This is a genomic window from Bradyrhizobium sp. IAR9 (genome assembly GCF_013408065.1).
In the GTDB taxonomy this organism is placed as follows: Bacteria; Pseudomonadota; Alphaproteobacteria; order Rhizobiales; family Xanthobacteraceae; genus Bradyrhizobium.
In genome coordinates this window covers 102,185-127,604 of record NZ_JACBZW010000002.1, presented here as the reverse complement: position 1 = coordinate 127,604, position 25,420 = coordinate 102,185, and the positions used below count along the sequence as shown (strand labels likewise).

At 64.9% G+C, this 25,420-nt stretch carries 26 protein-coding genes; 4 read left to right on the top strand and 22 right to left on the bottom strand.

Annotated features, from left to right (window positions below):
* Positions 1–178 precede the first annotated feature (178 nt).
* Positions 179–496 (top strand): ribbon-helix-helix domain-containing protein, encoded by a 318-nt coding sequence (locus GGD67_RS06165; RefSeq protein ID WP_018321943.1) that lies wholly within the window; start codon positions 179–181, stop codon positions 494–496.
* Between the two features lie 207 nt (positions 497–703).
* On the opposite strand, the gene GGD67_RS06160 is transcribed toward GGD67_RS06165, so the two are convergent.
* Genes GGD67_RS06160 through GGD67_RS06145 form a run of 4 tightly spaced genes read right to left on the bottom strand, consistent with a single transcriptional unit; the run spans position 704 to position 3,673 of the window.
* Positions 704–2,272: a GMC family oxidoreductase gene (locus tag GGD67_RS06160; protein ID WP_018321944.1), complete on the bottom strand. Its 1,569-nt coding sequence runs from the start codon at positions 2,270–2,272 to the stop codon at positions 704–706.
* A gap of 30 nt (positions 2,273–2,302) precedes the next feature.
* Entirely contained in the window at positions 2,303–2,851 is a 549-nt protein-coding gene (locus GGD67_RS06155; RefSeq protein WP_092255219.1) for a Twin-arginine translocation pathway signal, read from the bottom strand.
* Positions 2,852–2,890: 39 nt separating this feature from the next.
* Positions 2,891–3,286 carry a VOC family protein gene (locus GGD67_RS06150; protein WP_179731622.1) on the bottom strand — a complete coding sequence of 132 codons (396 nt, stop codon included), beginning with the start codon at positions 3,284–3,286 and terminating at the stop codon, positions 2,891–2,893.
* Positions 3,287–3,673, bottom strand: coding sequence for a c-type cytochrome (locus GGD67_RS06145; protein ID WP_179731620.1), 387 nt, complete (start codon positions 3,671–3,673; stop codon positions 3,287–3,289). It lies immediately after the preceding gene.
* 301 nt (positions 3,674–3,974) lie between these two features.
* Between GGD67_RS06145 and GGD67_RS06140 the strand changes: the two genes are divergently transcribed.
* A complete protein-coding gene (locus GGD67_RS06140) occupies positions 3,975–4,283 on the top strand; it encodes a hypothetical protein (protein ID WP_026202641.1) in 309 nt (102 codons plus the stop codon).
* Positions 4,284–4,344: 61 nt separating this feature from the next.
* Here the strand turns inward: GGD67_RS06140 and arfB are convergent, their stop codons facing one another.
* The 7 genes from arfB to GGD67_RS06105 all read right to left on the bottom strand — a co-directional run bounded on the left by arfB (position 4,345) and on the right by GGD67_RS06105 (position 13,337).
* A complete protein-coding gene (gene arfB / locus GGD67_RS06135) occupies positions 4,345–4,761 on the bottom strand; it encodes an alternative ribosome rescue aminoacyl-tRNA hydrolase ArfB (protein ID WP_018321949.1) in 417 nt (138 codons plus the stop codon).
* A 117-nt stretch (positions 4,762–4,878) separates the two neighbouring features.
* On the bottom strand, positions 4,879–6,246 hold the full coding sequence (locus GGD67_RS06130; protein ID WP_179731618.1) for a pitrilysin family protein: 1,368 nt from the start codon (positions 6,244–6,246) through the stop codon (positions 4,879–4,881).
* Positions 6,243–7,634, bottom strand: coding sequence for a pitrilysin family protein (locus tag GGD67_RS06125; RefSeq protein WP_179731616.1), 1,392 nt, complete (start codon positions 7,632–7,634; stop codon positions 6,243–6,245). The genes GGD67_RS06130 and GGD67_RS06125 overlap by 4 nt, the downstream gene beginning before the upstream one ends.
* Before the next feature lie 194 nt (positions 7,635–7,828).
* Positions 7,829–8,554 carry a hypothetical protein gene (locus GGD67_RS06120; RefSeq protein WP_092255207.1) on the bottom strand — a complete coding sequence of 242 codons (726 nt, stop codon included), beginning with the start codon at positions 8,552–8,554 and terminating at the stop codon, positions 7,829–7,831.
* 95 nt (positions 8,555–8,649) lie between these two features.
* The gene (lspA, locus tag GGD67_RS06115; protein ID WP_179731614.1) at positions 8,650–9,144 is read right to left on the bottom strand and encodes a signal peptidase II; all 495 of its coding nucleotides are present in this window, start codon (positions 9,142–9,144) and stop codon (positions 8,650–8,652) included.
* A gap of 10 nt (positions 9,145–9,154) precedes the next feature.
* Positions 9,155–12,163, bottom strand: coding sequence for an isoleucine--tRNA ligase (gene ileS, locus GGD67_RS06110; protein WP_179731612.1), 3,009 nt, complete (start codon positions 12,161–12,163; stop codon positions 9,155–9,157).
* A 202-nt stretch (positions 12,164–12,365) separates the two neighbouring features.
* Entirely contained in the window at positions 12,366–13,337 is a 972-nt protein-coding gene (locus GGD67_RS06105; RefSeq protein WP_018318362.1) for a bifunctional riboflavin kinase/FAD synthetase, read from the bottom strand.
* Positions 13,338–13,568: 231 nt separating this feature from the next.
* Here GGD67_RS06105 and GGD67_RS06100 point away from each other — a divergent pair, with 231 nt between their 5' ends.
* Positions 13,569–13,964 carry a response regulator gene (locus GGD67_RS06100; RefSeq protein WP_008567674.1) on the top strand — a complete coding sequence of 132 codons (396 nt, stop codon included), beginning with the start codon at positions 13,569–13,571 and terminating at the stop codon, positions 13,962–13,964.
* 212 nt (positions 13,965–14,176) lie between these two features.
* On the opposite strand, the gene GGD67_RS06095 is transcribed toward GGD67_RS06100, so the two are convergent.
* The 9 genes from GGD67_RS06095 to uvrC all read right to left on the bottom strand — a co-directional run bounded on the left by GGD67_RS06095 (position 14,177) and on the right by uvrC (position 22,953).
* The gene (locus tag GGD67_RS06095) at positions 14,177–15,031 is read right to left on the bottom strand and encodes a TIGR01459 family HAD-type hydrolase (RefSeq protein ID WP_028140142.1); all 855 of its coding nucleotides are present in this window, start codon (positions 15,029–15,031) and stop codon (positions 14,177–14,179) included.
* A 15-nt stretch (positions 15,032–15,046) separates the two neighbouring features.
* The gene (locus GGD67_RS06090) at positions 15,047–16,531 is read right to left on the bottom strand and encodes an EAL domain-containing protein (protein ID WP_179731610.1); all 1,485 of its coding nucleotides are present in this window, start codon (positions 16,529–16,531) and stop codon (positions 15,047–15,049) included.
* Between the two features lie 148 nt (positions 16,532–16,679).
* On the bottom strand, positions 16,680–17,810 hold the full coding sequence (locus GGD67_RS06085) for a YihY/virulence factor BrkB family protein (protein ID WP_179731608.1): 1,131 nt from the start codon (positions 17,808–17,810) through the stop codon (positions 16,680–16,682).
* Positions 17,811–18,398: a phage holin family protein gene (locus GGD67_RS06080; protein ID WP_179731606.1), complete on the bottom strand. Its 588-nt coding sequence runs from the start codon at positions 18,396–18,398 to the stop codon at positions 17,811–17,813.
* 92 nt (positions 18,399–18,490) lie between these two features.
* Complete coding sequence (gene prmB / locus GGD67_RS06075; RefSeq protein ID WP_018318357.1) at positions 18,491–19,450, bottom strand: 50S ribosomal protein L3 N(5)-glutamine methyltransferase; 960 nt, start codon at positions 19,448–19,450, stop codon at positions 18,491–18,493.
* A complete protein-coding gene (locus GGD67_RS06070; RefSeq protein WP_179731604.1) occupies positions 19,450–19,932 on the bottom strand; it encodes a molybdenum cofactor biosynthesis protein MoaE in 483 nt (160 codons plus the stop codon). Before GGD67_RS06070 ends, prmB begins: the two co-directional genes overlap by 1 nt.
* A 3-nt stretch (positions 19,933–19,935) precedes the next feature.
* Complete coding sequence (moaD, locus tag GGD67_RS06065) at positions 19,936–20,187, bottom strand: molybdopterin converting factor subunit 1 (RefSeq protein WP_018318355.1); 252 nt, start codon at positions 20,185–20,187, stop codon at positions 19,936–19,938.
* Positions 20,184–20,801 carry a CDP-diacylglycerol--glycerol-3-phosphate 3-phosphatidyltransferase gene (gene pgsA, locus GGD67_RS06060; RefSeq protein WP_018318354.1) on the bottom strand — a complete coding sequence of 206 codons (618 nt, stop codon included), beginning with the start codon at positions 20,799–20,801 and terminating at the stop codon, positions 20,184–20,186. The genes moaD and pgsA overlap by 4 nt, the downstream gene beginning before the upstream one ends.
* 97 nt (positions 20,802–20,898) lie before the next feature.
* Complete coding sequence (uvrC, locus tag GGD67_RS06055) at positions 20,899–22,953, bottom strand: excinuclease ABC subunit UvrC (RefSeq protein ID WP_179731602.1); 2,055 nt, start codon at positions 22,951–22,953, stop codon at positions 20,899–20,901.
* Between the two features lie 250 nt (positions 22,954–23,203).
* Here uvrC and GGD67_RS06050 point away from each other — a divergent pair, with 250 nt between their 5' ends.
* A complete protein-coding gene (locus GGD67_RS06050) occupies positions 23,204–23,827 on the top strand; it encodes an outer membrane protein (RefSeq protein WP_020508683.1) in 624 nt (207 codons plus the stop codon).
* 111 nt (positions 23,828–23,938) lie between these two features.
* On the opposite strand, the gene GGD67_RS06045 is transcribed toward GGD67_RS06050, so the two are convergent.
* Both GGD67_RS06045 and GGD67_RS06040 read right to left on the bottom strand, forming a co-directional pair.
* Positions 23,939–24,154 carry a cold-shock protein gene (locus GGD67_RS06045; protein WP_008544396.1) on the bottom strand — a complete coding sequence of 72 codons (216 nt, stop codon included), beginning with the start codon at positions 24,152–24,154 and terminating at the stop codon, positions 23,939–23,941.
* Between the two features lie 265 nt (positions 24,155–24,419).
* Positions 24,420–25,280, bottom strand: a complete 861-nt coding sequence (locus GGD67_RS06040) for a 23S rRNA (adenine(2030)-N(6))-methyltransferase RlmJ (protein WP_018318351.1) — start codon at positions 25,278–25,280, stop codon at positions 24,420–24,422.
* Between the last annotated feature and the right edge of the window lie 140 nt (positions 25,281–25,420).

The following is a 25,420-nucleotide window of genomic DNA, read 5'->3' as shown; positions in this document are numbered from 1 at the left end:
TTGGGCAACAGCCGTGTGGCCGCCTGGGGAAGAGGGCTACCTATCGCATTGAAGACATTGAGCGTTCGAGAAAATTGCGCAGGCCGGCACCTGCCGACATCCGACGACGGTCCGGATTGTGAGGCGCCGGGCAGCGGTGTAGCATCGTGAAAAAATGGCAACAGGACGGGAGGACGCCATGTGCCATCTCTTCGCGCATCAGCCCCAACGCGATTACGAATCCCAGACCCGTTCTTTAAGGATCGATGGCCATTGCACCTCGATCCGGCTGGAAATGGCGTTCTGGGACACGCTGGAGGAGATCGCGGCCAGGGAGGCCATGAGCCTCGGCAAGTTCCTGACGACGCTCTACAACGAGGTGCTCGACCATCACGGCGAGGTCAACAATTTCGCCTCGCTGCTGCGCTGCTCGTGTCTGATCTATCGCTCGAAGAGCATGGCGACGGTGCCGGAGTTCAAGGCCACGGTGGCGCCGATTCTCGATGCGGCGGAATAGTCGCCCCACTCTCGGCGTCGTCCCGGCGAAAGCCGGGACCCATACCGCGTGATCTATCGATTGCGGAAGGTCGGAGTACCGAACTGCCAATTTCCGCCAAACTGCTCCCTGTGGTTATGGGTCCCGGCGTTCGCCGGGACGACACCTGAGTGTGGATATGCAATCCTGCCTCAATGCCGTCCCGGTGCACGCGACGCCAACGTACGATCAAATCTCCTTCTTCTGCATCGCGCCCGCGATGTAGTCCGCCTGCCGGATCGCCAGCGCGACGATGGTCAGGGTCGGGTTGCACGCCGCGCCGCTGGTGAACTGGCTGCCGTCCGAGACGAACAGGTTCTTGACGTCGTGGCTCTGCCCGAACTTGTTGACCACGCCGTCGCGCGGCTTCTCGCTCATCCGGTTGGTGCCGAGATTGTGGGTGCTCGGATAGGGCGGCGTCGGATAGGTCACGGTGGCGCCGACGGCGTCGTAGACCGCAGCGCCCTGCTTGTAGGCGTGCGCGCGCATCGCGAGGTCGTTGGGATGATCGTCGAAATGCACACTCGCGACCGGCTGCCCGAACTTGTCCTTCACGCGAGGGTCGAGCGTGATGCGGTTGGTCTCCTGCGGCATGTCCTCGCCGACCAGCCACATGCCGGCCATCCTGGGATAACCGTCGAGCGCCGCGGTGAATGGACGGCCCCAGGCGCCGGGATTGAGGAACGCCGCCATGAACGGCAGCCCGATCGATAGCGTCTCCATCTCGTAGCCGCCGACGAAGCCGCGCTTCGGGTTGTTGGCGGCTTCATCGCGGATGATGCCGGCCATGGTGGTGCCGCGATACATGTGCACTGATTTCTCGAACACGGCATAGACGCTGCCGGTCATGTGCCGCATGTAGTTGCGGCCGACCTGGCCCGATGAATTGCCAAGGCCGTCGGGGAACATGGTCGAGGCGCTGTTGAGCAGCAGCCGCGGGCTCTCGATCGAGTTGCCGGCGACCGCGACGATGCGCGCCTTCTGGCGCTGCATCGCGCCGCTCTCGTCGGCGTAGACCACGCCGGTCACCTTGCCGCCGGCATCATGCTCGATCTTGATCGCCATGCTGCTCGGTCGCACTTCGAGATTGCCGGTCGCCTCGCCCTTCGGGATCTCGGTGTAGAGCGTCGACCATTTCGCGCCGGATTTGCAGCCCTGGAAGCAGAAGCCGATCTGCTGGCAGGCGCCCCGGCCGTCGCGCGGCTGGCTGTTGATCGCCATATTGCCGGTGTGCACCGTCTTGTAGCCGAGCTTCCTGGCGCCGGCTTCCAGCACCTTGAAATTATTGTTGCCGGGAAGGCCGGGAATGCCGTTGGTGCGGGTCACGCCCATCTTGTTCTCGGCCTTGGCGTACCACGGCTCCATCTCGGCGAGCGTGACCGGCCAGTCCAGGAGGTTGGCGCCGGGAAGGTTGCCGTAGGTGCTCTTCACCCTGAACTCGTGCTCATCGAAGCGCAGCGAGGCGCCGGCCCAATGGGTCGTCGAGCCGCCGACCGCCTTGACGATCCAGGCGGGAAGGCCGGAAAAATCCTTGGCGACGCGCCACGTCCCCGAAGTGGTGCGCGCATCGGTCCAGGCAAGCTGGGAAAAACTCTCCCACTCGTCGTTGACGAAGTCGTGGTTCTCGATGCGGGGACCCGCTTCGAGAATGACCACCTTTACGCCCTTCTGCGCGAGCTCGTTGCCCAGCGTGCCGCCGCCGGCACCGGAGCCGACGATCACCACAACGCTGGAGTCGTTCAGATCGAATTTTGCCATATGCGTTCTCCTGAACCGTTGGGGTGGGTCTCAAGCCTTCGGCAGCCAGTCGATGTCGGCGAAGCCACGGTTGATGTAGCCGCCGTGCTCGGCGGAGGAGCCCTCGTAGCCGAACCGCGGCCAGACCTCTTTCTGGTTGTAGAGCGACACGATGAGGTCGCCGCGCACCTTCTGGAAGAAGTCGCTTCCCTCGATCTCCTTCAAGAGCACCACACGGTCGGCTTCCCATGGCACTTCGACATAGGGCACCTTGTGGCGATCCCGTGCATTCTGATCGAGCCGCGTGATGCCGTCGCTGATCAGCGACTTGACGGCGGGATCCTTCGCCGCCTTGCCGTCCCACGGCTTGACCGCGGTGATGTAGTAGCTGTCGCCGAGCACGTCGTGCGGATAGATGTCGCGCGCGACTTTCAGCAGTGTCTTCATCGTCGCGGGCGAGAGTGCGCTGGCATCATCGGCCCACGCATCTTCGATGCTCACAGTGACGCTGGTCGCGACGGCTACGACCGGCACGGCGGTCGCTGCGCCCTTGAGAAAGACGCGGCGGCTGTGCTTGCTTCGACGATCGACTTCTCTCATGGCATTCCTCCGTGGATTTTTATGATTTGGACCTTTGTGTCAGCCGAACCGTCCGCCCCGCTGGATCACCTCGATCTTGTAGCCATCGGGATCGCTGACGAAGAAGAAGCGCGCCAGCGTCCTGCCGTCGTGCTTGAAATCGCGTAAGGGCCCCGGCGCGAGCTTCTCGCGCTCGAAGCGGGCATGCTCAGCCTCGAGATCCTCGACCACGACGGCGAGATGGCCGTAGCCGTCGCCGAGCTGGTACGGCGCCTTGCGATCGAAATTCACCGTCAGCTCGACCTCGAAAGGTGAGGAGGGATGACGCAGATAGATCAGGGCAAAGTCCGCGAATTTCAGATGGTCGGCGACTTCGAGGCCGAAGGCACGCCGGTAGAAGTCGAGCGAGCGCGCCTCGTCGAGCACGCGGATCATGGAATGGACCGGCTTTGCCACTCAGTTCTGCCCCTTCAGGTAAGCGATGATGGCGGCGCGCGTCTCCGGCTTGCCTTGCCGGTAGGCCATGACGACGCCGGGAATGACGGCTTGCGGATTGGTCAGCCAGGCGTCGAGCCGGGCTTCGTCCCAGGTGAAATCTGCGTTGGCGAGGCCTTGCGAATACCGAAAGCCTTCGACCTTGCCGGCGGGCTGGCCCACGACCTTGAGCAGCGGCGGTCCCTGGCGCGCCGGCTCCGACAGGTTCGTGGTGTGGCACGCCGCGCATTGTTGCTTGAAGAGTGTCGCACCGTCCGGCGGCTTTGCGGCCGGCAAAGGCATCTGTGCGTCGGCAACCCGCACCACCAGCACCATCGCGGTGCACAATCCCAGCACGAACGCGCGCATCGTCTAGAGCCGCCCATCGACATCAACCTGCGCAAACTCTAGGCGGCGTCAGATGGGCGGTGGTAGTAGCGGGCTGTTTCGCTGCGTGCGGAGATGCTCGTGATGCGCGGTGTTCCGCGCCGCCTTATATGCGGAGCACAATTCCGCGAAACCGCCGTCAAATCCCTAAACGATCACCACACCATGCGCATTGCATGACGATTGCGCCGCTTGAACTCTCGACGCGATGCAATGGCCCGGTGCAGATCAGCGGCGTGTGCGCCGCCGAGCCATTCGTCGCGAAACAATCCAGGAGAAATGGATGAAGTTGGTGAAGACCTCGATGATCGCATGCGCTCTGTCGGCTCTCATTGCGACGCCCGTTCTCGCGCAAAGCGCGCCCCCCACCGCCAAACCGGGCGGCACCGTGCAGAGCAAACCCATGCAAGGCAGCACGATGGGCAGCGGCGACGAGGAGATGAATGCTCAGCCGGGCGCGGCGGGCGAGAAGACCGGCATGAAATCGACCAAAGGCACCAGGGGCACGGTCGGCACCACGGGTAGCGCTGCGCACAAGGGAACGGCCGACGATGCCACGACGGGCGGCGCAGCCCCTTCCAAGCGTTACTAGTCTCGCCGGTGAAACGGCAAAACTCCGGTCGCCCAGCGGCCGGAGTTTTTTGCCGCGCTAATTAGTCGTCGAAGCGCCCGCCGCGTCCGGCCTTGACGTCGCTGCGGCGCTTCTTGCCCTCGAGCCGGCGTTGCTTTGAGCCAAAAGTCGGCTTTGTCGCCCGCCGCGGCTTTGGCCGCACCATGGCTTCGCGCAGCATCTCCGTGAGGCGGTCGATGGCATCCTGGCGGTTGCGCTCCTGGGTGCGGAAGCGCTGCGCCTGGATCACGATCACGCCGTCCTTGGTCATGCGCTGACCGGCGAGGCGGGCGAGCCGGATCGCCGCATCCTCCGGCAGGGTCAGCTTGCGCGCGTCGAAGCGCAACTGCGCCGAGGTCGCGACCTTGTTGACGTTCTGCCCGCCCGGGCCGGAGGCGCGGACAAAGCCGATCTCGATGTCGTCCTCGTCGATGACGAGATCACGGGATATCCGCAGCATGATGGCACCATTCGTGATGTCCGGACATATCGCGGACGTCTGCGTTGGGCAATGGTGCTTGGTGGAAACGCAAATGGCCGGGCGAGCCCGGCCATTTCAGGACATCTGAGAGGGACGTCAGTTCGACTTCGTCGCCGGAGCCGCGGAGGGCTGCGCCGCGGCCTGGGGGGCGCGGCCGACGACGACGGTCAGGAGGCCCTGGCCCCAGAGGCGCTTGGCGGCGGCTTTGGCGTCGTCCAGCGTCACGGCGTCGACGATGGCGTTGCGCTTCTCGATATAGTCGATCGGCAGCTTGTCCTGCTGGTATTGCAGCAGCGCCTGGGCCAGCTTGGACGAGGTATCGAGCGCCAGCATCTGCGAGCCCTTGAGGTAGGACTTGGCCTCGTCGAGCTCCTTCTGCGTCGGGCCTTCCTCGGCGATCCGGCGCACTTCCTTTTCAATGGCATCGATGGTGTCGCCGGCGCGGTCGGCGCGCGTGCCGGTATTGCCGATGAACACCGCCGAATGCTCCATCCAGAGCAGCGCTTCATAGACCGAATAGGCCAGGCCGCGCTTCTCGCGCACCTCACGATAGAGCCTGGAAGACAATCCGCCGCCGCCGAGAATGTGGTTGACGACATAGGCCGCCATGAAGTTGGGATCACTGCGCTTCACGCCGGGGCCGCCGAAGGTGATCACGGTCTGCGGCACGTCGAGCGTCACGAAGGCGCGTTGCGGCGGTTTTGCGGCCTCGACGTCGGGGACCGGCGTGAGGTTGGCCTTGGCGGGCAGGCTGCCGAAGGTGTGGTCGAGCAGCTTGCCGAGGGTCGCCGGATCGACGTCGCCGACGACTGCGATCTTCAGCCCATCCTTGGCGAGGACCCGTCCGACATAGTCTTTCATGTCGGCGATCGTGATGGTCGGCACGCTGTCGAGATTGCCGTTGCTCTGCCGGCTGTAGGGATGATCGCCGAAGGCGACCTCCAGGAACTTGCGGCTCGCCAACGAGGTCGGATTGGTGGTCTCGCGGCGCAGGCCCGAGACGACCTGCGAGCGGATGCGTTCGACATCGGCGGGGTCGAAATGCGGCGAGGTCAACGCGCTCCGCAAGAGGTCGAAGGCCTCGTCCTTGTTGTCGCGCAGCATGCGCAAGCTGCCGCGGAAAGTGTCGCGGGTGGCGCTGAAGGAGAGCTCGATGGCGCGGCGGTCGAGCCGCTCGTGGAAGGTCTTGGAGTCGAGATCGCCGGAGCCTTCGTCGAGGAGATCGCCGACCAGATTGGCGACGCCCGGCTTGTCCTTGGGATCCTGCGCCGAGCCGCCGGCAAAGGAATATTCCATGGCGATCAGCGGCACGGTTGCGTCCTGCACGAACCAGGCCTCGATACCACCCGGCGAGACCAGGTGCTGGATCTTTGCGGCCGCCTGCGACGGCGAGATGGCGGCGAGGGAAAGCGCAGCGCCCGTGACAAACGAGAAGGCAACGCGTCGAAGGAAAGGATAGGTCACGAACGCTTCTCCTCGCGCTTGGTGGCGGCAGTGTCCTTGATCAGATAGCCCGTCACCGAGCGCTTCTTCTCGAGCCATTTCTGCGCGACCGCACGGACCTGCTCGGCGGTGACCGCGCGGATGCGATCGGGCCAGCTCCTGATGTCCTCGATCGACAGGCCGGTGGTCAGCGCGCCGCCATACCAGCGCGCCAGCACCGCCTGGTTGTCCTGGGCGTAGATCGCTTCCGCGATGAGCTGGGTTTTGACGCGCTCCAGATCCTCGGCGCGGATCGGGTTCTGCGCGACATTGGCGATGACCCCGTCGACCGCCTGCTCGACCTCTGCGAAGCTGACGCCGGGTTTCGGTGAGGCCGAGATCGCGAACTGGGTCGGATCGAGCGAGATGCTCGAATAGCTGGCGTTGGCGGAGACCGCGAGCGGCTTGTCGACGACGAGGGCGCGGTAGAGATAGGAATTGCTGCCGCTGCCCATCAGCTGCGCCAGCACGTCGAGGGCCGCGCTCTCGCCGGCCGCGGCCGTGGTTGCCGAGGGCACCAGATAATAACGCCGCATGCTCGGCTGCTCGACGCGCGGGTCGGCCAGCGTGACGGTGCGCGGGGCGGCGGGCTCCGGCTCCTGCGGACGGACGCGCCGCGCCGGGATGGCTGATTGGGCCGGGATGGAGCCGAAATTGCGCTCGACCAGTGGGCGGATGTCGGCGGCCTCGACGTCGCCGGCGATCACCAGGATCGCGTTGTTCGGCGCATAGAAGCGGCGGTAGAAGGCGAGCGCGTCCTCGCGGTCGAGCTTCTCGATCTCCTGGTGCCAGCCGATCACCGGACGGCCGTAGGGATGATTGAGATAGAGCGCGGCCATGATCTGCTCGTTCAGCCGCGCGTCCGGATTGTTGGCGACGCGCATATTGTATTCTTCGAGCACGACGTCACGCTCGGGCAGCACGTTCTCGTCCTTGAGGATGAGGCCGGTCATGCGGTCGGCCTCGAACTCCATCATGGTCGGCAGCTGCTCTTTCGGCACGCGCTGGTAATAGTTGGTGTAGTCGACCGAGGTCGAGGCGTTCTCGTTGCCGCCGACGCGAAGCACGGTCTGGGAGAATTCGCCGACGGGGTGCTTCGAGGTGCCCTTGAACATCAGGTGCTCGAGGAAGTGGGCGAGGCCGGACTTGCCCGGCGTCTCGTCGGCCGAGCCGACCTTGTACCAGATCATCTCGGTGACGACGGGCGTGCGGTGATCGGGGATCACCACGACCTGCATGCCGTTGCTGAGCGTGAAGCTGGCGGGCGGGGCCGATGTGACCGTGGTCTGGCCAAGGGCCGCGCCTGATGTCAGGACACTGGTCGAAAGCAGCGCGGCAAGGAGGCAGGCAGCCGATCGGTTTGCGGACATCATGATCCCTAGTGAAAGGCCGAGGTCCGGATGTCCGGCTCGGACGGCACGGCATGCTACACCGTGCGGCTGAGGCTTCGCGTCACGAAGCAGAGAACTCAACGCGATGGCAAGTTACTGATCAGCAATTTATGCGCCTCGGCCGGCGTGCATGAATGGCCGGCGCGAGGTTTCGGGTCTGTGGAACAGGAACGCTATTGTTCCTTGTCCTTGCCGGACATGATGTCGAAATAGGTCCGCCGCGACTTGTCCGGCCCGGCGCCATAGGCGTAGTTCGGAGACGGCGTCTGATAGCCCGGCGGCGGCTCGACCAGCGACTGGCGCGGCGGCTCCTCGGTGAATTTCTTTTCTTCGGTGGCGTTGCCGCCCTTCATCATATTCCACAGGCCGCCGGAAAAGCCCAGTTCGGCGGGGCTGAGTGACGGATTGCCGTTGGTGCCCGGCTGGATCGGGTCATTGCTTGTCCGGGGGGCTGCGGCGACCTGGCCGGCCTTCATCTCGGCGGGCGTCAGCTGTCGGGCGGCCTGCCAGTTTTCCGTTTCCTTGGTTGCCTTCTTGCGCGCGGCGATGGCTTCCTTGCGGCGCTTCTCCTCGGGGTCCTTGGGCCAGTTCGGCGCAGCCTTGGCCTGGGTCGCGGGAGGCGGCAGGTCGAGCTTGGGCGGCACCACCAGCGGCGAGCGCTCGCGGTATTCGATGCCGGGCTTTTCCATGCTCTTGGCGCCGATGCCGGACATCAGATTGTCGATGATCTTCTCTTCGAAGGTCATCCCGTCATCTTCATCGTCGTCGTCACCGGCGCGTGCTGCGCCGGCCGACATGACGAGGCCGATGCCGAGCGCGACGGCGGACAATCTCAACGCCCGCCAAAGCCCCAATCGGGGGTCTCGAACCATCGAAATGCTGGTCTTCGAGCTGCGCATTACTGTACCTGTTCCATATTGTGTCAGATCGCCGCTCGCACGCGGCAAACCCTCGCAAAGGCCGGGTTCCACCTGCCGGTCCGTATCGGCCGGGATCAGGGCGCTTTTGCGGCGGGTACCCCCAGGAAGGAATCATACAATAGCCCCGCCACCCCAGCAACGATCGCCACGTCGGCGACGTTAAACACATACCAATTATAGGTATTTCCGCCGATCTCGATGTGGAGCAGGGCGAAATCGACCACCGCGCCATAGGCGAGGCGGTCGATGCCGTTGCCGATGGCGCCGCCGATGATCAGGCCCAACGCGATCGTGGCAAGCCGGGTGTGCGAGCGGGCCATCCAGATCGCCAGCGCGACCACGGCGATGGCCTTAACGGCCATCAGCGCGAGCTGCGCCGCCTGGCCGTCGTTCTGCAGCCAGCCGAAGCTGATGCCGATGTTCCAGGCCAGCACCAGGTCGAAGAACGGCGTCACCTTGACCACGCCGCGACGGGCGAGGTCGAACACGTTCAGCAGCCAGAGCTTTGAGGCCTGGTCGGCCACGAGGGTGACCAGGGCCGCGAGGATGCCGGCGCGGAGCGGGGTCATGGCCGCGGGATCAGACGCTCACGCCCAACGCCTTCCACTCGCGCAGCGCCTGTGCATCGCGTGGGGTGACGTCGGGATATTCGGCGTCTTCGCCGACCGTCGGGGAGATCTTCCAGGAGCGGGCGCATTTGGTGCCGACCGCCTTCTCCACCACGACCGCGACACCGGGGACGGCATCGAGCCGGAACGCATCGGCGGGCGCCTCGCCCTCACGCACCTCGTAGTTCGAGGTGATGCAGATTTCGGCGAGGTCGACGTCGAACAGCGTCATCAGCATGTCCCGGTCGGCGACGTAGATCACCGGCGAAGCCTCCAGCGAGGAGCCGATGTTCTTGGCGGCACGTTCGAGCTCGAGCGCGCCGGTGACGACACGGCGGACGTTGCGGATCGCTTCCCATTTCGCGGCGAGCTTGTCGTCGCGCAAGGCTTCGAGATCGGTCGGGAACAGCGTCAGATGCACCGATGGCTCGGCATCTGGCCGATACCTGCACCAGCCTTCCTCCGCGGTGAAGCTGAGGATCGGCGCCAGCCATTTCAGGACCGAGGCGCACAACAGGTCGATCGTCGTCAGCGCCGCCTTGCGCGTCGGCGACGACGGTGGATCGCAATACAGCGTGTCCTTGCGGATGTCGAAATAGAACGCCGAGAGCTCGCTGTTCAGGAAAGCCGACAGGATCGCGACCACCGATTTGAAGTCGAACTCTCGATAGGCCTTGTCGACCGCAGCCGCGCGCACCGCGAGCTCGTGCAGCATCAGCCGTTCGAGCTCGGGCATCTCGGCAGGCGCCACCGCGTCGGCCGGCTTGTAATGATGCAGCGTGCCGAGCATCCAGCGCACGGTGTTGCGCAGCTTGCGGTAGGTCTCGACGGTGTTCTTCAGGATCTCGGGACCGATGCGCTGGTCGTCGGTGTAGTCGCAGGACGCGACCCAGAGCCTCAAGATGTCGGCGCCGGATTCCTTGATGACGGCCTGCGGCTCGATGGTGTTGCCGAGCGACTTCGACATCTTGCGGCCGTCCTCGGCCTGGGTGAAGCCGTGGGTCAGCACGACGTCGTAGGGCGCGCGGCCGCGGGTGCCGCAGCTCTCCAGCAGCGAGGAGTGGAACCAGCCGCGATGCTGGTCCGAGCCTTCCAGATACATCACCGTGTCGGTGCCGCCGTCGACCTTGCGCTTGATGCCGGCGAGTCCGGGAAACTGCACGGGGTCTTCGAGCACGAAGGCGTGCGTCGAGCCGGAATCGAACCAGACGTCGAGAATGTCGTCGACCTTCTGCCAGTCTTCATTGGCCCGTGCGCCCAGGAAGCGCTCGCGCGCGCCCTTGGCGTACCAGGCATCGGCGCCTTCCTGCTCGAAGGCCTCGCCGATACGGGTGTTGACGGCCTCGTCCTGGAGGATCTCGGCGGAGCCGTCGCCCTTCTCGCGCACGAACACGGCGATCGGCACGCCCCAGGCGCGCTGGCGCGAGATCACCCAGTCGGGCCGCGCCTCGATCATGCCGTTGATGCGGTTCTCGCCTGACGGCGGCACCCATTGCGTCACCGAGATCGCGTGCAGCGCGCGGGCGCGCAGCGTGTCGCCACTCTTGGTCTTGCCGCCCTGCGCCACGTCCTTGTCCATCGCGATGAACCATTGCGGCGTATTGCGGAAGATCACCGGCTTCTTGGAGCGCCAGGAGTGCGGATATTGGTGCTTGAGCCGGCCGCGCGCGAGCAGCATGCCCTTTTCGACGAGCGCCTTGATCACGGCCTCGTTGGCGTCGCCCTTCTCGCCCTTGTCGTTGATGACCCGCTTGCCGACAAAGCCCGGCGCATGATCGGTGTAGGCGCCGTTCTCGTCGACGGTGTAGGGGATTGCCGTGGTGATGCCGCGCGAATCGAGATCACGCGCCTGCGCCATCCAGGCATCGAAGTCCTCGCGGCCATGGCCGGGCGCGGTGTGCACGAAGCCGGTGCCGGTGTCGTCGGTGACGTGGTCGCCGGGCAGCAGCGGCACGATGAAGTCGTAGCCGCCGGCAAGACCCTTCAGCGGATGGGCGCATTCGATCGTGTCCATGGTGTCGCCGGGCACGTCGCGCACCTTCTCGAAGGCCGTCACGCGCGCCTGCTTGAAGACCTCTTCAGCGAGCGCGTCGGCGAGGATCAGGAGATCTCCGGTCCTGGCCCAATTGTCGGCGGGCGCGTCCGTCACCTTGTACAGGCCGTAGGCGATCTTCGGCGAGAACGAGATGGCGCGGTTGCCCGGCAACGTCCACGGCGTGGTGGTCCAGATCACGACGCTTGCGGTAGCGAGCGCACCGTGCGCGGGCGAGGTGACCGGGAATTTCACCCACACCGTATCGGAGGTGTAGTCCTCGTACTCGACCTCGGCTTCGGCCAATGCGGTCTTCTCGACCACGCTCCACATCACCGGCTTGGAGCCGCGATAGAGCGTGCCGTTGGCTGCGAACTTCATCAGTTCGCGCGCGATCTGGGCTTCGGCCGGGAAGCTCATGGTGGCGTAGGGATGGTCCCAGTCGCCGATCACACCCAAGCGCTTGAACTCCTCGCGTTGCACGCCGAGCCAATGCGTGGCGTAGGCGCGGCACTCCCGGCGGAAATCGATCATCGCGGTGGAGTCGCGGAAGTCGGGCTTCTGCTTGCCCTTCTTGCGATAGTGCTCTTCCTCGACCTTCCATTCGATCGGCAGGCCGTGGCAGTCCCAGCCAGGCACGTAGTTGGAATCGAAGCCGAGCATCTGCTGGCTCTTGGTGACGAGATCCTTGAGGATCTTGTTCAGCGCGGTGCCGATATGGATGTTGCCGTTGGCATAGGGCGGGCCGTCATGCAGCACGAACTTGGCGCGGCCTTGGGCAGCCTCGCGCAGCTTCTCGTAGAGGCCGATCTCGTACCAGCGCTTGAGGATCTCCGGCTCGCGCTGCGGCAGGCCGGCGCGCATCGGGAATTCGGTCTGCGGCAGGAACAGGGTCTTCGAATAGTCTTTGGCTTCAGACTTTGGGGATTTTTGCGGCTTTTCGGACATGAGGCTGACTGGCTCGGAAGGGCGCGGGAACGGATGGCGATGCGGAATCGCGGGGTGAAACGACAAAATCCCGGTCTTGCGCCGAGCCGAAGGCTCAGGCGGAAGCCGGGCCGCTAATCCCTATGATGCGCCGCGCAAACATGGGCCCTCCATAGCAGGGGGCCAAGGGAAGCGCAAAGGTTCGGGAAAGCCGGGTTCGGGCTCAATCGATGGTGCCGAGCCGCGGAAATGCGTCCGGGGCGGCGGCCAGGATGGCGCGGGCACGGGCGGAATCGTCGTCCATCTGGCGGATCAGGGCCTGCAGACTGTCGAATTTCAGCTCCTCGCGGATGAAGCCGACGAAGGCGCAGTCCAGAGCCTGCCCGTAGAGGTCGCCCTTGAAGTCGAACAGGAAGATCTCGAGCAGCGGGGCACCGTTATCAAAGGTCGGGCGGCGGCCGAAGCTTGCCACCCCGTCCAGCCGCTCAGGCCCGCGGCCGACGCGCACCGCATAGATGCCGTGCTTCAGTCCGCAATTGGCGTCCAGGCGGATGTTGGCGGTGGGATAGCCGAGATCGCGGCCGCGCTTCTCGCCGTGGATGACCTCGCCGGTGACGAACCAGGGCGCGCCCAGCATGGTAGTGGCATCGCCGAGGAGGCCTTCGGCGAGTGCGATCCGGATGGCGCTGGAGGACACCGGCCGCTCGTCGATATCGACATGGGGCTGCACATCGACCTCGATGCCGAGGCGGGGCGCTTCGTTGACCAAAAGGCTCGGCGAGCCGACGCGTCCTTTGCCGAAATGGAAGTCATAGCCGACCGCGATCCCGCTGACGCCGAGCCGCCCGATCAGGTCATGGTGAATGAAGTCTTGCGCGCTGGTTCCGGCACGGGCTTTGTCGAAGGTCATGACCACGGCGCCGGCTAGCCCGGTGCCGGCCAGGAGCCGCAGCTTGGCCCGCTCGTCCGTCAGGCGGAATTGGGGGGTGTTGGGGCTGAAAAACCGCCGCGGATGCGGCTCGAAGGTCAATGCCAGCGCGGGGCGGCCCTGCGCCCGGCCCATTTCCAGGGCTGCGGCGATCACGGCGCGGTGGCCGAGATGAACCCCGTCGAAATTGCCCATGGCGACCACGGCACCCCTTGGAATCGCGGAGACCGGCGTGGTGTCGCGGATAATGATAAAATGCGGAGCCATCAGGGGAATTCTCAAACCGGCAGGACCGGGCGGGACCGTGGCGCGACCGGCCGGATGAAGTCAAGCGGGAGGGAGGCGGCCACATCGAACGCGATTTCAGTTCTTGGCGGGCGTCCCCAATTAACGCGCTGTTTAACGCCTTGGTGCTAGTCCTTGAGCGTGGAACTGCCGGGCTCCGGCTTGGGCAGGTCCGATCGTAATATTCCTTGGGTTTGCGTTGGGGGAGTCGAGATGGCGGTTGATTTGTCGATGCCGGTTCTGGTGGTGGATGACTACAGCACCATGATCCGTATCATCAGGAATCTGCTGAAGCAGCTTGGCTTCGAGAACATCGATGATGCCAGCGACGGTTCGGCAGCACTGAACAAGATGCGCGGCAAGAAGTACGGGCTCGTGATCTCCGACTGGAACATGGAGCCGATGACGGGTTACGACCTGCTGCGCGAAGTGCGCGCGGATCCGAACCTCGCCACCACGCCCTTCATCATGATCACCGCGGAATCCAAGACCGAGAACGTGATCGCGGCCAAGAAGGCCGGTGTGAACAACTACATCGTCAAGCCGTTCAACGCGGCGACGCTGAAGACCAAGATCGAGGCGGTCTTCCCGGACATGGCGAGCGCGTAAAGCGCCGCCTGATCCAAACACAGCTTTCTATGGAGATCGTCATGCCCGGGCTTGTCCCGGGCATCCACGTTCTTGGGCGTTGGAAGCAAGTCGTGGATGGCCGGGTCATAGGCGAGCGGAAGCGACGCCGTCCTTCGGACGGCTGTGCCCGGCCATGACGGTGTTGAGAGCTAAGCAATTGGTCTAAGCCGGCGTCAGTTCACGCCCAGCCGTCACCACTTCAATTCGCGCATCAGCGCCTTCGGCGGGTGGCCGAACAATTCCATCACCGATGCCGGGTCGAGCTGGTCGAGGCCCTCGAACTCCTCGGCATGGATGCCGCGGGTGACGAACAGGCAGTCGATGCCGAATTCGCGCGCGCCGGTTAAGTCGGTGCGGACGGAATCGCCGATCGCCAGCACTTTTTTCCGGTCGATCGGATGGCCCTGGCGTTCGCCGGCGAGTGCCATGGCGCGCTCGTAGATCGGCCGGTGCGGCTTGCCGTAGAAGATCACTTCGCCGCCGAGCTCGCGATAGAGCTCCGCGATGGCGCCGGCGCAATAGATCAGCCGGTCGCCGCGCTCGACCACGATGTCGGGATTGGCGCAGACCAGCGTCAGCTTGCGCTCGCGCGCCTTCAGCATCATGCCGCGATAGTCTTCCGCCGTTTCGGTCTCGTCGTCATAGAGGCCGGTGCAGACGATGTAGTCGGCTTCCTCCAGCGGCGCGGTTTTCGCGTCGAGCCCGCGATAGATCGAGTTGTCGCGCTCGGGGCCGAGCCAGAACATCTTGCGGCCGGGATGCTCGGCGACATAGAGCCGGGTCAGGTCGCCGGACGACACGATCGCGTCATAGGTCTCGTCGGCGACGCCGAGCTTGCGCAACTGCCGCTGCACGCTATCGGCCGGGCGCGGTGCGTTGGTGATCAGGATCACCGTACCGCCGCGGCTGCGATAAGTGTGCAACGCCTCGCAGGCTTCCGGGAAGGATTCGAGGCCGTTATGGACCACGCCCCAGATGTCGCTGAGCACGACATCGACACCGCCCACGAGCTCGCGCAGGCTTTCGGCGAAATGCAGTGTGGTCATGATGCGCAGCGTCGATCAGATGCGGCGCGCGAGCGCCGCGTTGCCGGTGATGCGTTGTGCCGGAGCGGATGAAGTCGCGCCAGATGTCGCGCCTTGGCTGGGGGGAGCGGAGCCATTGGATCCCTGAATGTCCTGCGCCTGGTTCGGCGAGGCCCCGCCGGTAGCAGATGCCCCCTCAGGCCGCAATGGCCGGGGCGGCGCGAACAGGAAGCCCTGGCCGAACCGCACGTCATAGTCGAGCAGGTCCACGACCGCGCGCTCGCCTTCGATCCTTTCGGCGATCAGGTCGATGCCGAAGCGGCCGAGCAAGTCGGAGAGGTCGGAAGGATGGATGTCCGAGGCCGAGGCTTGCCGGGGGTCGAGCAGCAGGGTGGCCGGCACCTTGATGAAGCGCACCCCGCGGTCGGCCAGCTCGCGCGGCTCGATGCGCAAATCGGTGACATGGTCGATCGAGAAACGGAAGCCGCGCTGAGCGAGCGCCGCGAGATTTTCGGTCTCGGCCGGGCCGAGATTGCGGAAGGTCGATTGCTTGAACTCCAGCACCAGCGAGGGCGCCAGCGCCCGGTTGGCTTCGAGGAAGTCGAGGCATTGCGCGAAGGTGGTGGAATTGCCGAGCGTGGAGGCCGCGACGTTGCAGAACACGCCGACGTCCTTGTTGCGCACCATCAGGCGCCGCAGCACCTGCACACAGCGCAGCATCACCATGTTGTCGATGCGCCCGATCAGGCCGGACGCTTCTGCGATGCTGATGAACTCCTCGGCGGCGATCAGCTGGTCGCGCTCGTCACGAAGTCGCGTCACGGCTTCATAGAACCGCACCTTGCGTTGCGGCAGCGTCACCATCGGCTGCAGGAAGATGTCGATGCGGTTTTCGTCGATCGCGTTGCGCAGCGCCGCCAGCAACTGGGTCTGGTTGCGCCCGTTGACTGCCGGAACCGGATTGGCGGCCTGGGTCTGGATCGCCGGTGCCGGTCGTGACGGCGGTGCGGGCAGCGGCGGCGGGGCAGCCGACCGCTCCTCGAACGGCGCAATCAGGTCGATTGGCGCCTCCGGCTCCAGCCTGGCGATCGGAGCGGGAGCCGGCGCTGGCGCATTGCCAGCCAACAGATCCTCATGAGTCGATACGGTGGTGGCGAGCTGCCTGACCAATCCGCCGAGCTCGTTGATCTCGCCGACCACCGACTGGATGCGGTCGGAGTTGGTCGAATTGGACGAGGCGATACGTCCCTCGATCGCGGCCAGGCGGCGGCCGAACTCCGCCACCTGGCGGGCGAGGTCGGCGGTGCCGCGCGACAAATCGGCGATCTGGCCGCCGACATCGCTGCGGTCGCGCAGCCGCATCGACACCGCGTTGTAGAGGATCAGGAAGGTCAGCGCGGTCAGGGCAACGATCGCGGATTCGGTTCCGCTGATGCCGGCGACGGCGTAGAGCACAAGCCCGAGCGAGGCCGCGACCAGTACCATGCAGATGGCGATGAAGATCGTCGAAATGCGAATCATGCCGCGCGTTACGCCTCAAAGAGCTGACTGCCTCACCCGGGAAAACACGGGCCGCTGTGCGAACCCGTCACGCCTCATGCTCCCCCAAGCTGCATGAGCTTATCATCATTGTTGATTCGAGGGGATAGCGGCCCGTTCCCGGGCGCGGTCAGGCGGGCGCGGCGGCTCCGACCGTATCTGCCGAGACGGCGTCGCGGGTGCCGAGCGGCTTGGGTGGCCCCGCGGTCGTGTCCTTCAGCGTCTGCCGTTCGATCTCCGAATTCAGCTCGGCGCCGAACATGATGACGATCGCCGACATCCACATCCAGGTCATCAGGCCGATTGCCGCGCCGAGCGAGCCGTAGGTCGCATTGTAATTGGCAAACTCCGAGAGATACCAGGACAGCAGCGCCGAGCCGGCGATCCAGAGGATGGCAGCGATCACCGCGCCGAGGCTCAGCCATTGCCAGCGCGGCGCATCCCGGCTGGGCGCGAAGCGGTAGAGTATCGCAAGCGCCACCAGCAGGACGAGGAACATGAGCGGCCATCGTGCCAGCGCCACGATCAGCTTGCTTTCGGGCGCCATGCCAAGATGATTGAGCGCCAGCGGAAAGGCAACGACAAGCCCCACCATCACCAGCAGTGCCACGATGCCGCCGACCGTGAAGGCCAGCGAGACCATGTTGAGCCGGATAAAGCTGCGCTTCTCGCGTTCCTCATAGGCCACATTGAGGGCATCGAAGATCGCCTTGACCCCCGCATTGGCGCTCCAGATCGCCAGCAGAAGGCCGAGCAGGAACGTGGCACCGAGCGTGGTATTGCCATGCGAGACCACGCGCGCCACTTGGTCCTCGACGATCTGAAACGAGCCCTCGGGCAGCATCGTTGCAAGCGTCTGCAGATTGGCGCTGATTGTCGCGGGATCGGCGAACAGGCCGTAAGACGAGACCACCGCCGTGACCGCCGGGAAGACCGCGAGCAGCCCGAAGAACACGACGCCGCCCGCTGTCGCCAGCAGGCGATCCTCATCGATGCGCTGATAGGTCCGCCAGAAGATATCCTTCCAGCCCTTCCAGGGGATCTCAAACGGGGTCTTGGCGCGGCGGCCATGGCCGGGCTGCACGGCCGCGCGCGCGGGATGCGTTTCCGGTGAATTCGCCTCGCCTTTGCGATGGTCTTGCGGTGGCCCCGATGGGACCAGGTCCCTGTCCTGAAAGTAGCGCTCCGCCGTCAGCACGAAGACGGCCGTCGCCGCCACCAGCAGCCAGGAGTCGATCTGTTCGGAGCGCCGCACCAGCATTTAAGCGTCCAATCTCCGGCCGTGACGCCGGCGGCGCGCTGCCGTGAACCCTGCCAACCCAATCGCGGCGAGCATCAAGCCAAGCTGCACGGGTCGGTTGGTGCGAACGGGCCGGGCTCTTGCGCCATGGCGGCGCTCGCCCGGCGCGAGCGGCGCAAGGGGAATCGTGGTCGCAACCTCCTTCACGGCCTCCTTGACCGTTCCGCGCGGGATCCGCGGGGTCGCGATCGCAACGCGCAACCGGCTGGCCAGCGGCACGATCGGCTTGGCTTTGCGCTTCATCTGCGCCATTGCCACGCCCGCGCAGACCGCCGCCAACACCAGCAGCGCGCCGCCGACGGCACCGAAACCCCAGAACTGCCCGTAGGTGATGGCGACCCAGCGGTATAGGGCGATCAGCCCGACGAAGAATGCCGCGATCACGAACAGGCCCGCGACCGCAAACAGCCCGCCGGCCACGGCGTAAGACGTCACCTTGCCGGTCGCCTGGCTGGTCTGGTCACGCAGATAGGATTGAGCGGCGCGTTTGACGTGGTTGAGCTTCAGCGCCATGCCGGCGCGCAGCAATTCGCCCGATGGCGCGAGCATGCGGACATCCTCCGAGAGCGAGAAAATTCGTTCGGGGGATGAACGTGGCGGAATTTGACTTGTTCCGACGGAGCTCCGTCCGTCGTGGTGAATCAGGCGAGATCGGCGGCCGCGATCCAGAACACCTCGCCCTCGGAGTCCTCGGTGTCGAGCCAGAGCAGCGGCAGTTCCGGAAAGGCCTCGTCGACCAATTCGCGGCCGCGGCCAATCTCGCAGATCAGTCCGCCGTCCGGGGTGAGGTGATCGGGCGCCTCAGCCAGGATGCGGCGGACCACGTCGAGGCCGTCGGCGCCACCGTCGAAGGCGAGCTTGGGTTCGGCCCGGCACTCAGGCGGCAGTGCGGCCATGCCTTCTGCGTCGACATAGGGCGGGTTGGTGATGATCAGGTCGTAACGCGCATCGCCGAGCGGGGCGAACAGATCGCCGCGATACAGGCTGATCCGGTCCTCGAGCCCGTATTCGCCGACATTTCGCGTGGCGACCTCGAACGCTCCCTTCGAGATATCGACGGCATCGACGGCGGCGTTCGGGAAATGCTGCGCGGCGAGGATGGCGAGGCATCCCGATCCCGTGCAGAGATCGAGCACGCGCTCGACGCCCGTAGGGTCGTCGATCAGCGATCCGGCCTCGCCGTCGCCGCCAAAATGCGAATCCAGCAGTTCGCCGATGAAGGAGCGCGGAACGATGACGCGCTCGTCGACATAGAAGGGCAGGCCACGCATGTAGATCTTGTTGACGAGATAGGCGGCCGGTTTGCGCGTGGTCACGCGCTGGTGGATCAGATCGAGCACGGTCTTGCCCTCGGCGGCCGTGACGCGCGCGTTGGCAAAGCTTTCGAGCTGTTCGGGATGCAGATGCAGCGCCTCGCAGACCAGGAAGGCGGCTTCGGCGACCGGATCGGTCGTGCCATGAGCAAAGGCGAGTTTTGCTTCAACGAAGCGGCTCACCGCGTAGCGGACGTAGTCGAGCAGCGTGAGGAGCTCGCCGCGTCCGACCGTCGCGAGCTTCGGTGCGGCGCGGCTGCGCGCGGTCTTTTTGGATGCTCTTGCCATCAGGATTTGGTCCAGCGTGCGGCGGCCTCGTCGTCACGGGCGTGGGCCTCGACCCAGCCGGTGCCGGTGGCGCTCTCTTCCTTCTTCCAGAACGGGGCGCTGGTCTTGAGGTAATCCATCAGGAACTCGGCGGCATGGAATGCGGCCTGGCGGTGCTGCGAGGCGGTCAGCACCAGCACGATGTTCTGGCCCGGCATGAAGCGGCCGACGCGATGGATCACGGTGACGCCGTTCAGCGGCCAGCGGGAAATGGCTTCGTCGGCATGGCGCCTGATCTCTTCCTCGGCCATGCCAGGATAGTGCTCGAGCGTGAGCGCGGCGACCTTGGCGCTGTCATCGTCCGCGCGGCAGATGCCGGAGAAGCTCACGACCGCGCCGATGTCGGTCCGGCTCTTGGTCAGGACGGCGATCTCGCGCGCGATGTCGAAATCGTCTTCCTGAATACGGATGGTGACAGGGCAGCTGGCGGCTGGGGAAGACATGGCCTAACCGCCGGTCATCGGCGGGAAAAACGCGATCTCGCGGGCGCCCGCGATCGCGGCATCCGATTTGACATGGGCGTGGTCGATCGCGGTGCGGATCACCTTCGGCTTCTCGAACGCGTAGGCATAGGCCTCGCTCTGGCCGGACAGCCAGGCGATCAACTCCTCGACGGTGCGCACGGTCGCCGGCGGCTCGATGGTCTCCTCCGCCTTGCCGACGCGCTCGCGCACCCAGGCGAAATACTTCACCTTCATCCCTCGTCCTCCTTGATGAGGTGATGGATGCCGGCGCGGAAATAATCGTAGCCGGTATAGATGGTCACGATCGCCGAGGCCCACAGCAGGGCGAGGCCAATCATCGAGACGACGGGCACCACCTCGTCGCCGGCAGGTCCCGCGAGCAGGAAGCCGATCGCGACGAGCTGGACCGTGGTCTTCCACTTCGCAAGCTTGGTCACGGGCACGCTGACCCGGAGTGCGGCGAGGTATTCGCGCAGGCCCGAGACCAGGATCTCGCGGCACAGGATCACGATGGCGGCCCACAGCGACCAGCCATGGATGATGCCGTCGGCGGCCAACATCAGCAGGCACGAGGCGACCAATAGCTTGTCGGCGATCGGGTCGAGCATCCGGCCGAACGCCGATTGCTGATTCCAGATCCGCGCGTAATAGCCGTCGAGGTAATCGGTGACCGCGGCCGCGATGAAGAGGGCGACCGCCACCCAGCGCAGCCAGAGCGGCTGATCCAGAATCGACTGCGCATAGATGCATCCGACGACGACCGGGATCGCGGCGATCCGGCCATAGGTCAGGATGTTGGGGAGGGACATCGCGCGGCTGGTCGTCCCTCGTGTGGTGGCGATGTTCATCCGTCCTACCAATACCGCTGCTGCCTGAACGTCAACCGTCCCGCACCCCAAATGAGGTGCGGACACGACGATCATATGACTGCGGTCCCCCTTTAATTCATCCCGGCTGGGGATGGAAATACTCGAAAATCCTGCGCGCACTCTCGGCACTGACCCCCGGAACCTTGCCGAGATCGGCGATCGAGGCCCGTTCGATCTCCTTCAGGGTTCCGAAATGATGCAGCAAGGCACGTTTGCGTGACGGGCCGATGCCCGGAATCTCCTGCAAACCGGCCTCGCGGATGTCCTTCTTGCGCAGCTTGCGGTGGGAGCCGATGACGAAGCGGTGGGCCTCGTCGCGCAGCCGCTGGATGAAATAAAGCACGGGGTCGCGCGGCTCCAGCTTGATCGCCTCGCGCTCGGGCATGAACAGGGTCTCGCGTCCGGCATCCCGGTCCGGCCCCTTGGCGACCGACATCAGCGACACCTGGGTCAGGCCGAGATTGGCGAAGATCTCGCGAACGGCGTTGAGCTGGCCGCGGCCGCCGTCGATGATGACGAGATCAGGCCATTGCGGGAAGTCGTCGTCCTTGGCTTTGGTCGCACCCTCCTCGGGCGGGTTGATCAGGCGCTTGAAGCGCCGCTCCAGCACCTCGCGCATCATGGCGAAGTCGTCGCCCGGCGTGATCCCTTCCGACTTGATGTTGAACTTGCGGTACTGGTTCTTCACGAAACCGTCGGGGCCGGCGACGATCATGGCGCCGACCGCATTGGTGCCCTGGATGTGGCTGTTGTCGTAGACCTCGATGCGCTTGGGCGAATGGGGCAGGCTCAGCGTCGTGGCGATGGCATCGAGCAGGCGGCTTTGCGTGGCGGTGTCCGCGAGCTTGCGGCCGAGGGCTTCGCGCGCATTGGTCAACGCGTGGGCGACGAGTTCCTTTTTCTCGCCGCGCTTGGGCGCGGTGACCTCGACCTTGTGGCCAGCCTTGATCGACAGCGCATTGGCGAGCAGCTCGCTTTCCTCGATCTCGTGCGAGAGCAGGATGTTCCTCGGCGGCGGCTTGTCGTCGTAGAACTGGGCGAGGAAGGAGCCGAGCACCTCTTCCGGGGTGTACGTCTTCTCCGCGCGCGGAAAATAGGCCCGGTTGCCCCAGTTCTGGCCGGTGCGGAAGAAGAACACCTCGACGCAGGAGAAGCCGCCCTCCTGATGGATGGCGAACACGTCGGCCTCCTCCACCGTGCGCGGATTGATGCCCTGCTGCGACTGGATCGCCGACAGCGCGGCGAGGCGGTCGCGGTAGAGCGCGGCGCGCTCGAACTCGAGCTCACCGGACGCCTTCTCCATCTCGCCGGCAAGCTCCTGCTTCACCGCATGGCTCTTGCCGGACAGGAAGTCGCTCGCCTCGCGCACCAGGGTGGTATAGCCGCCGAAGTCGATCTCTCGGGTGCAGGGGCCGGCGCAGCGGCGGATCTGGTAGAGCAGGCAGGGCCGGGTGCGGCTCTCGAAGAAGGAATCGGTGCAGGAGCGGATCAGGAAGGCGCGCTGCAGCGCCGTGATGGTGCGGTTGACCGCGCCGGCGGAGGCGAAGGGCCCGAAATAGCGCCCCGGCCGGCTCTGCGCGCCGCGATGTTTCAGAATCTGCGGCGCCCAATGGTCGCCGGTGATCAGGATGTAGGGAAACGATTTGTCGTCGCGCAGCTGCACGTTGAAGCGCGGCCGCAGCTGCTTGATGAGGTTGGCTTCCAGCAGCAGCGCCTCGGTCTCGGTGTTGGTCGAGACGATCTCCACGGTCACCGTGGCCGCGATCATGCGCAGGATGCGGGCCGGCTGCGGTGCATTCTGGCGCGCATAGTTGGAGAGGCGCTTTTTGACGTTCTTGGCCTTGCCGACATAGAGCACGTCGGCATTCGCATTGAGCATGCGATAGACGCCGGGCGAGGTCGGTGCGAGCCGGACCGCGTGCTCGATCGCCTCATGGCCGGTCGCCAGCGGGCCTTCGCCGACGGCGCCGCTCTCTTCCAGGATATCGGGCAGCCGCGCATCGTCCTCGTCATCGCCGCCGCTGGTGGCGGGATCGAGGTCCGGAGGCGTTTCGGCTGGGACGTCCGGCACGGCGCCACGCACGGGTTTGCGCGCGCGGTCGTCCGGATTGTCGGTGGAATCGTGAACCATGGAGCGAATTTAGGCGCTGGGGGTGCCGATTTGAAGTTCCGGCCGTGCGGCACGCACAGGATGGCGGCGCAGTTCCCGGTAACGCTTGCTTAAGCCTGTTAACAGCGCGGTAACCCGGCTTAACAGCCCTTTAACTTAAAACTCTCGATAAATCTTACGCGAAAAAGTGGTGGTTCCGTAACCATGCGTTTTGCCTCGCGCGGCGGCGCGGGCGCCGCACCGGTGACGGCAGTTGCGTTGGAGTTAAGTGATGAAGAGGCTCGTTGTGGGCGCAGCCGCGTTGGTTGCCGCCGGCTGGACAGCTTCGGCGGAGGCCGCCGACATGACTTACGGTCAGCGCGCGCCCTATACCGTCAACCAGCCGCTCAACGCGTATAGCTGGGCAGGCCCGTATCTCGGCGGCAACATCGGCTATGAATGGGGCTCGGTGGACAACAACCCCTCGAAGCCGTCGGGCTTCGTCGGCGGCGTGCAGGCCGGCTACAACTTCCAGAATGGCCCGTTTGTGTTCGGCGTCGAGGGCGACATCCAGGCCGCCGGTGCCGACGACACCTTCGCGCCGTGGAAGTTCTCCAATCCGTGGTTCGGCACCCTGCGCGGCCGCGCCGGCTATGCCTTCAGCAACGTGCTGTTCTATGGCACCGCCGGCCTCGCCTTCGGCGAGCTGCGTGCGCAGACCTTCGGCTGGACGGAATCGCACACCACCGCCGGCTGGACCATCGGCGCCGGTGCGGAAGTCGGTCTGGCCCCGAACTGGAGCGCCAAGCTGGAATATCTCTACATCGATCTGTCGACGACACAGTTCGCAATTACAGGGGTGTCAAACGGCTATAGCGCCAGCGTTGTGCGCGCAGGCGTGAACTATCGCTTCTGATAGCTGAAGAAAAAAATACCGGACCATAACCTCCCGGCCGCTCGCGGCCGGGATTTTTTTGCCAAGTATTTTTGCGCCAAGTATTGCGCCGAATGTTGTGCGTCAGGCCCGCTAGGACAGGATGACCAGATTGACCGCCTTCGGTCCCTTCCCCTTCTTGTCGGGTTCGACTTCGAAAGTAATACGCTGTCCTTCCGCAAGGTCCTTCAGTCCGGCCCGCTCCACAGCAGTAATATGTACGAAGACGTCGCGGCCGCCGTCGTCAGGCTTGATGAAACCGTAGCCGCGTTCGCCGTTGAAAAACTTAACCGTTCCCGTCATGGCCATCGGGAAACTCCCCCTCATTGCTCCTCCGCCGCAACGCAGACTCACGTCACGACATGACGGGGCACTACGGAGCCCGGGAGCTGGCCATCCTTGGGCGGACCGCTGGCGGTCCGGCCGGATCTTTCTTAGGCCTTCACTCCGCCGCAACCATTCGCGGAAGCGGAACGTAAAGCCAGTCACGGAAACAGCATAATACGGTTCTCTGCAGATTGACTACCGCTCCTGCATATTTTTCCCAAGAATGCCGGAGTGTTACGGGCTGGCTTTAAGGCTTGGGCACCTCCAATCGGAATCTGGCAGCACCACCTTGGCCGAGCGGCATTTCCAGCTCGGGCAGGATCGTCTTGAGCTCGCCCTGCAGCGTGTAGGGCGGATTGACGATCAGGAGCCCGGTGGAGGCGAGAGCTCCGCCGTCGAGCTGAGGCGCGACGCTGAACTCGAGGCGCAGACAATTTCCCGGCGGTTTTGCTGCAGATGCGAGCCGCGCCACCGTTTGAACCAGTGTGTCGGTGGCGCGCCGATTCTTGGCGGGATACCAAATGACATAGATGCCGGTTGGCCATTTCGCGAAGGCGGTGGAGAAGGCTTCGCCCAGCCGCTCGAACTCGTCCTTGGCCTCGAAGGGCGGATCGATCAGCACGAGTCCGCGCCGCTCCTTCGGCGGCACGAAAGCCGGCAGCGCCATCCAGCCGTCGAGGTCGACCACGCGGGCCTGTTCGTCGCGGCGCAGCACGTCGATCAGCGCTTTCCGCGCCTTCGGCTCCAGCTCGCATGCGATGATCCGATCTTGCGGCCGGAGCAGGCCGCGCGCAATCAACGGCGAGCCTGGATAGGCCTTGAGCTCACCCTTGGGATTGAAGGCGCGGACGATATCGAGATAGGGTTGTACCAGCGCGAGGGTCTCGTTCGAGAGGCGCGCCTGCATCAGCCGCGCGATTCCGGTCAGCCATTCGCCGCCCCGGCGCGCCTCGTCGCTGTCGAGATCGTAGAGGCCGGCGCCGGCATGGGTGTCGATGACGCGGAACGCCCCCGGCTTGTCCTGCAGATAGGTGATGATGCGCGCCAGCACGATGTGCTTGATGACATCGGCGAAGTTGCCGGCGTGAAAGGCGTGGCGGTAATTCATGGCGAAGAGTTACGACATCACGCGCCGAAAGTAACTGCTGTCATTCCGGGCGGTGCATGGCACCGAGCCCGGAATCCATTTCGCCACGGCGCATGCTGCTGGATGGAATTTCAGATGCGCAAATGCGCATCATCGTTCGC

Bases quoted from the DNA above. Each gene is read 5' to 3' on its own strand.
- arfB (WP_018321949.1), bottom strand. From the start codon at position 4,761: ATGCTGCGGATATCCCGTGATCTCGTCATCGACGAGGACGACATCGAG.
- GGD67_RS06050 (WP_020508683.1), top strand. From the start codon at position 23,204: ATGAAGAGGCTCGTTGTGGGCGCAGCCGCGTTGGTTGCCGCCGGCTGG.
- moaD (WP_018318355.1), bottom strand. From the start codon at position 20,187: ATGAAGGTGAAGTATTTCGCCTGGGTGCGCGAGCGCGTCGGCAAGGCG.
- GGD67_RS06120 (WP_092255207.1), bottom strand. From the start codon at position 8,554: ATGCGCAGCTCGAAGACCAGCATTTCGATGGTTCGAGACCCCCGATTG.
- GGD67_RS06145 (WP_179731620.1), bottom strand. From the start codon at position 3,673: ATGCGCGCGTTCGTGCTGGGATTGTGCACCGCGATGGTGCTGGTGGTG.
- GGD67_RS06125 (WP_179731616.1), bottom strand. From the start codon at position 7,634: ATGTCCGCAAACCGATCGGCTGCCTGCCTCCTTGCCGCGCTGCTTTCG.
- GGD67_RS06040 (WP_018318351.1), bottom strand. From the start codon at position 25,280: ATGAATTACCGCCACGCCTTTCACGCCGGCAACTTCGCCGATGTCATC.
- prmB (WP_018318357.1), bottom strand. From the start codon at position 19,450: ATGGCAAGAGCATCCAAAAAGACCGCGCGCAGCCGCGCCGCACCGAAG.
- GGD67_RS06105 (WP_018318362.1), bottom strand. From the start codon at position 13,337: ATGGCTCCGCATTTTATCATTATCCGCGACACCACGCCGGTCTCCGCG.
- GGD67_RS06085 (WP_179731608.1), bottom strand. From the start codon at position 17,810: ATGCTGGTGCGGCGCTCCGAACAGATCGACTCCTGGCTGCTGGTGGCG.
- GGD67_RS06080 (WP_179731606.1), bottom strand. From the start codon at position 18,398: ATGCTCGCGCCATCGGGCGAATTGCTGCGCGCCGGCATGGCGCTGAAG.
- GGD67_RS06100 (WP_008567674.1), top strand. From the start codon at position 13,569: ATGGCGGTTGATTTGTCGATGCCGGTTCTGGTGGTGGATGACTACAGC.
- GGD67_RS06155 (WP_092255219.1), bottom strand. From the start codon at position 2,851: ATGAGAGAAGTCGATCGTCGAAGCAAGCACAGCCGCCGCGTCTTTCTC.
- GGD67_RS06140 (WP_026202641.1), top strand. From the start codon at position 3,975: ATGAAGTTGGTGAAGACCTCGATGATCGCATGCGCTCTGTCGGCTCTC.
- pgsA (WP_018318354.1), bottom strand. From the start codon at position 20,801: ATGAACATCGCCACCACACGAGGGACGACCAGCCGCGCGATGTCCCTC.
- ileS (WP_179731612.1), bottom strand. From the start codon at position 12,163: ATGTCCGAAAAGCCGCAAAAATCCCCAAAGTCTGAAGCCAAAGACTAT.
- GGD67_RS06095 (WP_028140142.1), bottom strand. From the start codon at position 15,031: ATGACCACACTGCATTTCGCCGAAAGCCTGCGCGAGCTCGTGGGCGGT.
- uvrC (WP_179731602.1), bottom strand. From the start codon at position 22,953: ATGGTTCACGATTCCACCGACAATCCGGACGACCGCGCGCGCAAACCC.
- GGD67_RS06070 (WP_179731604.1), bottom strand. From the start codon at position 19,932: ATGTCTTCCCCAGCCGCCAGCTGCCCTGTCACCATCCGTATTCAGGAA.
- GGD67_RS06045 (WP_008544396.1), bottom strand. From the start codon at position 24,154: ATGGCCATGACGGGAACGGTTAAGTTTTTCAACGGCGAACGCGGCTAC.
- GGD67_RS06090 (WP_179731610.1), bottom strand. From the start codon at position 16,531: ATGATTCGCATTTCGACGATCTTCATCGCCATCTGCATGGTACTGGTC.
- GGD67_RS06160 (WP_018321944.1), bottom strand. From the start codon at position 2,272: ATGGCAAAATTCGATCTGAACGACTCCAGCGTTGTGGTGATCGTCGGC.
- GGD67_RS06165 (WP_018321943.1), top strand. From the start codon at position 179: ATGTGCCATCTCTTCGCGCATCAGCCCCAACGCGATTACGAATCCCAG.
- lspA (WP_179731614.1), bottom strand. From the start codon at position 9,144: ATGACCCCGCTCCGCGCCGGCATCCTCGCGGCCCTGGTCACCCTCGTG.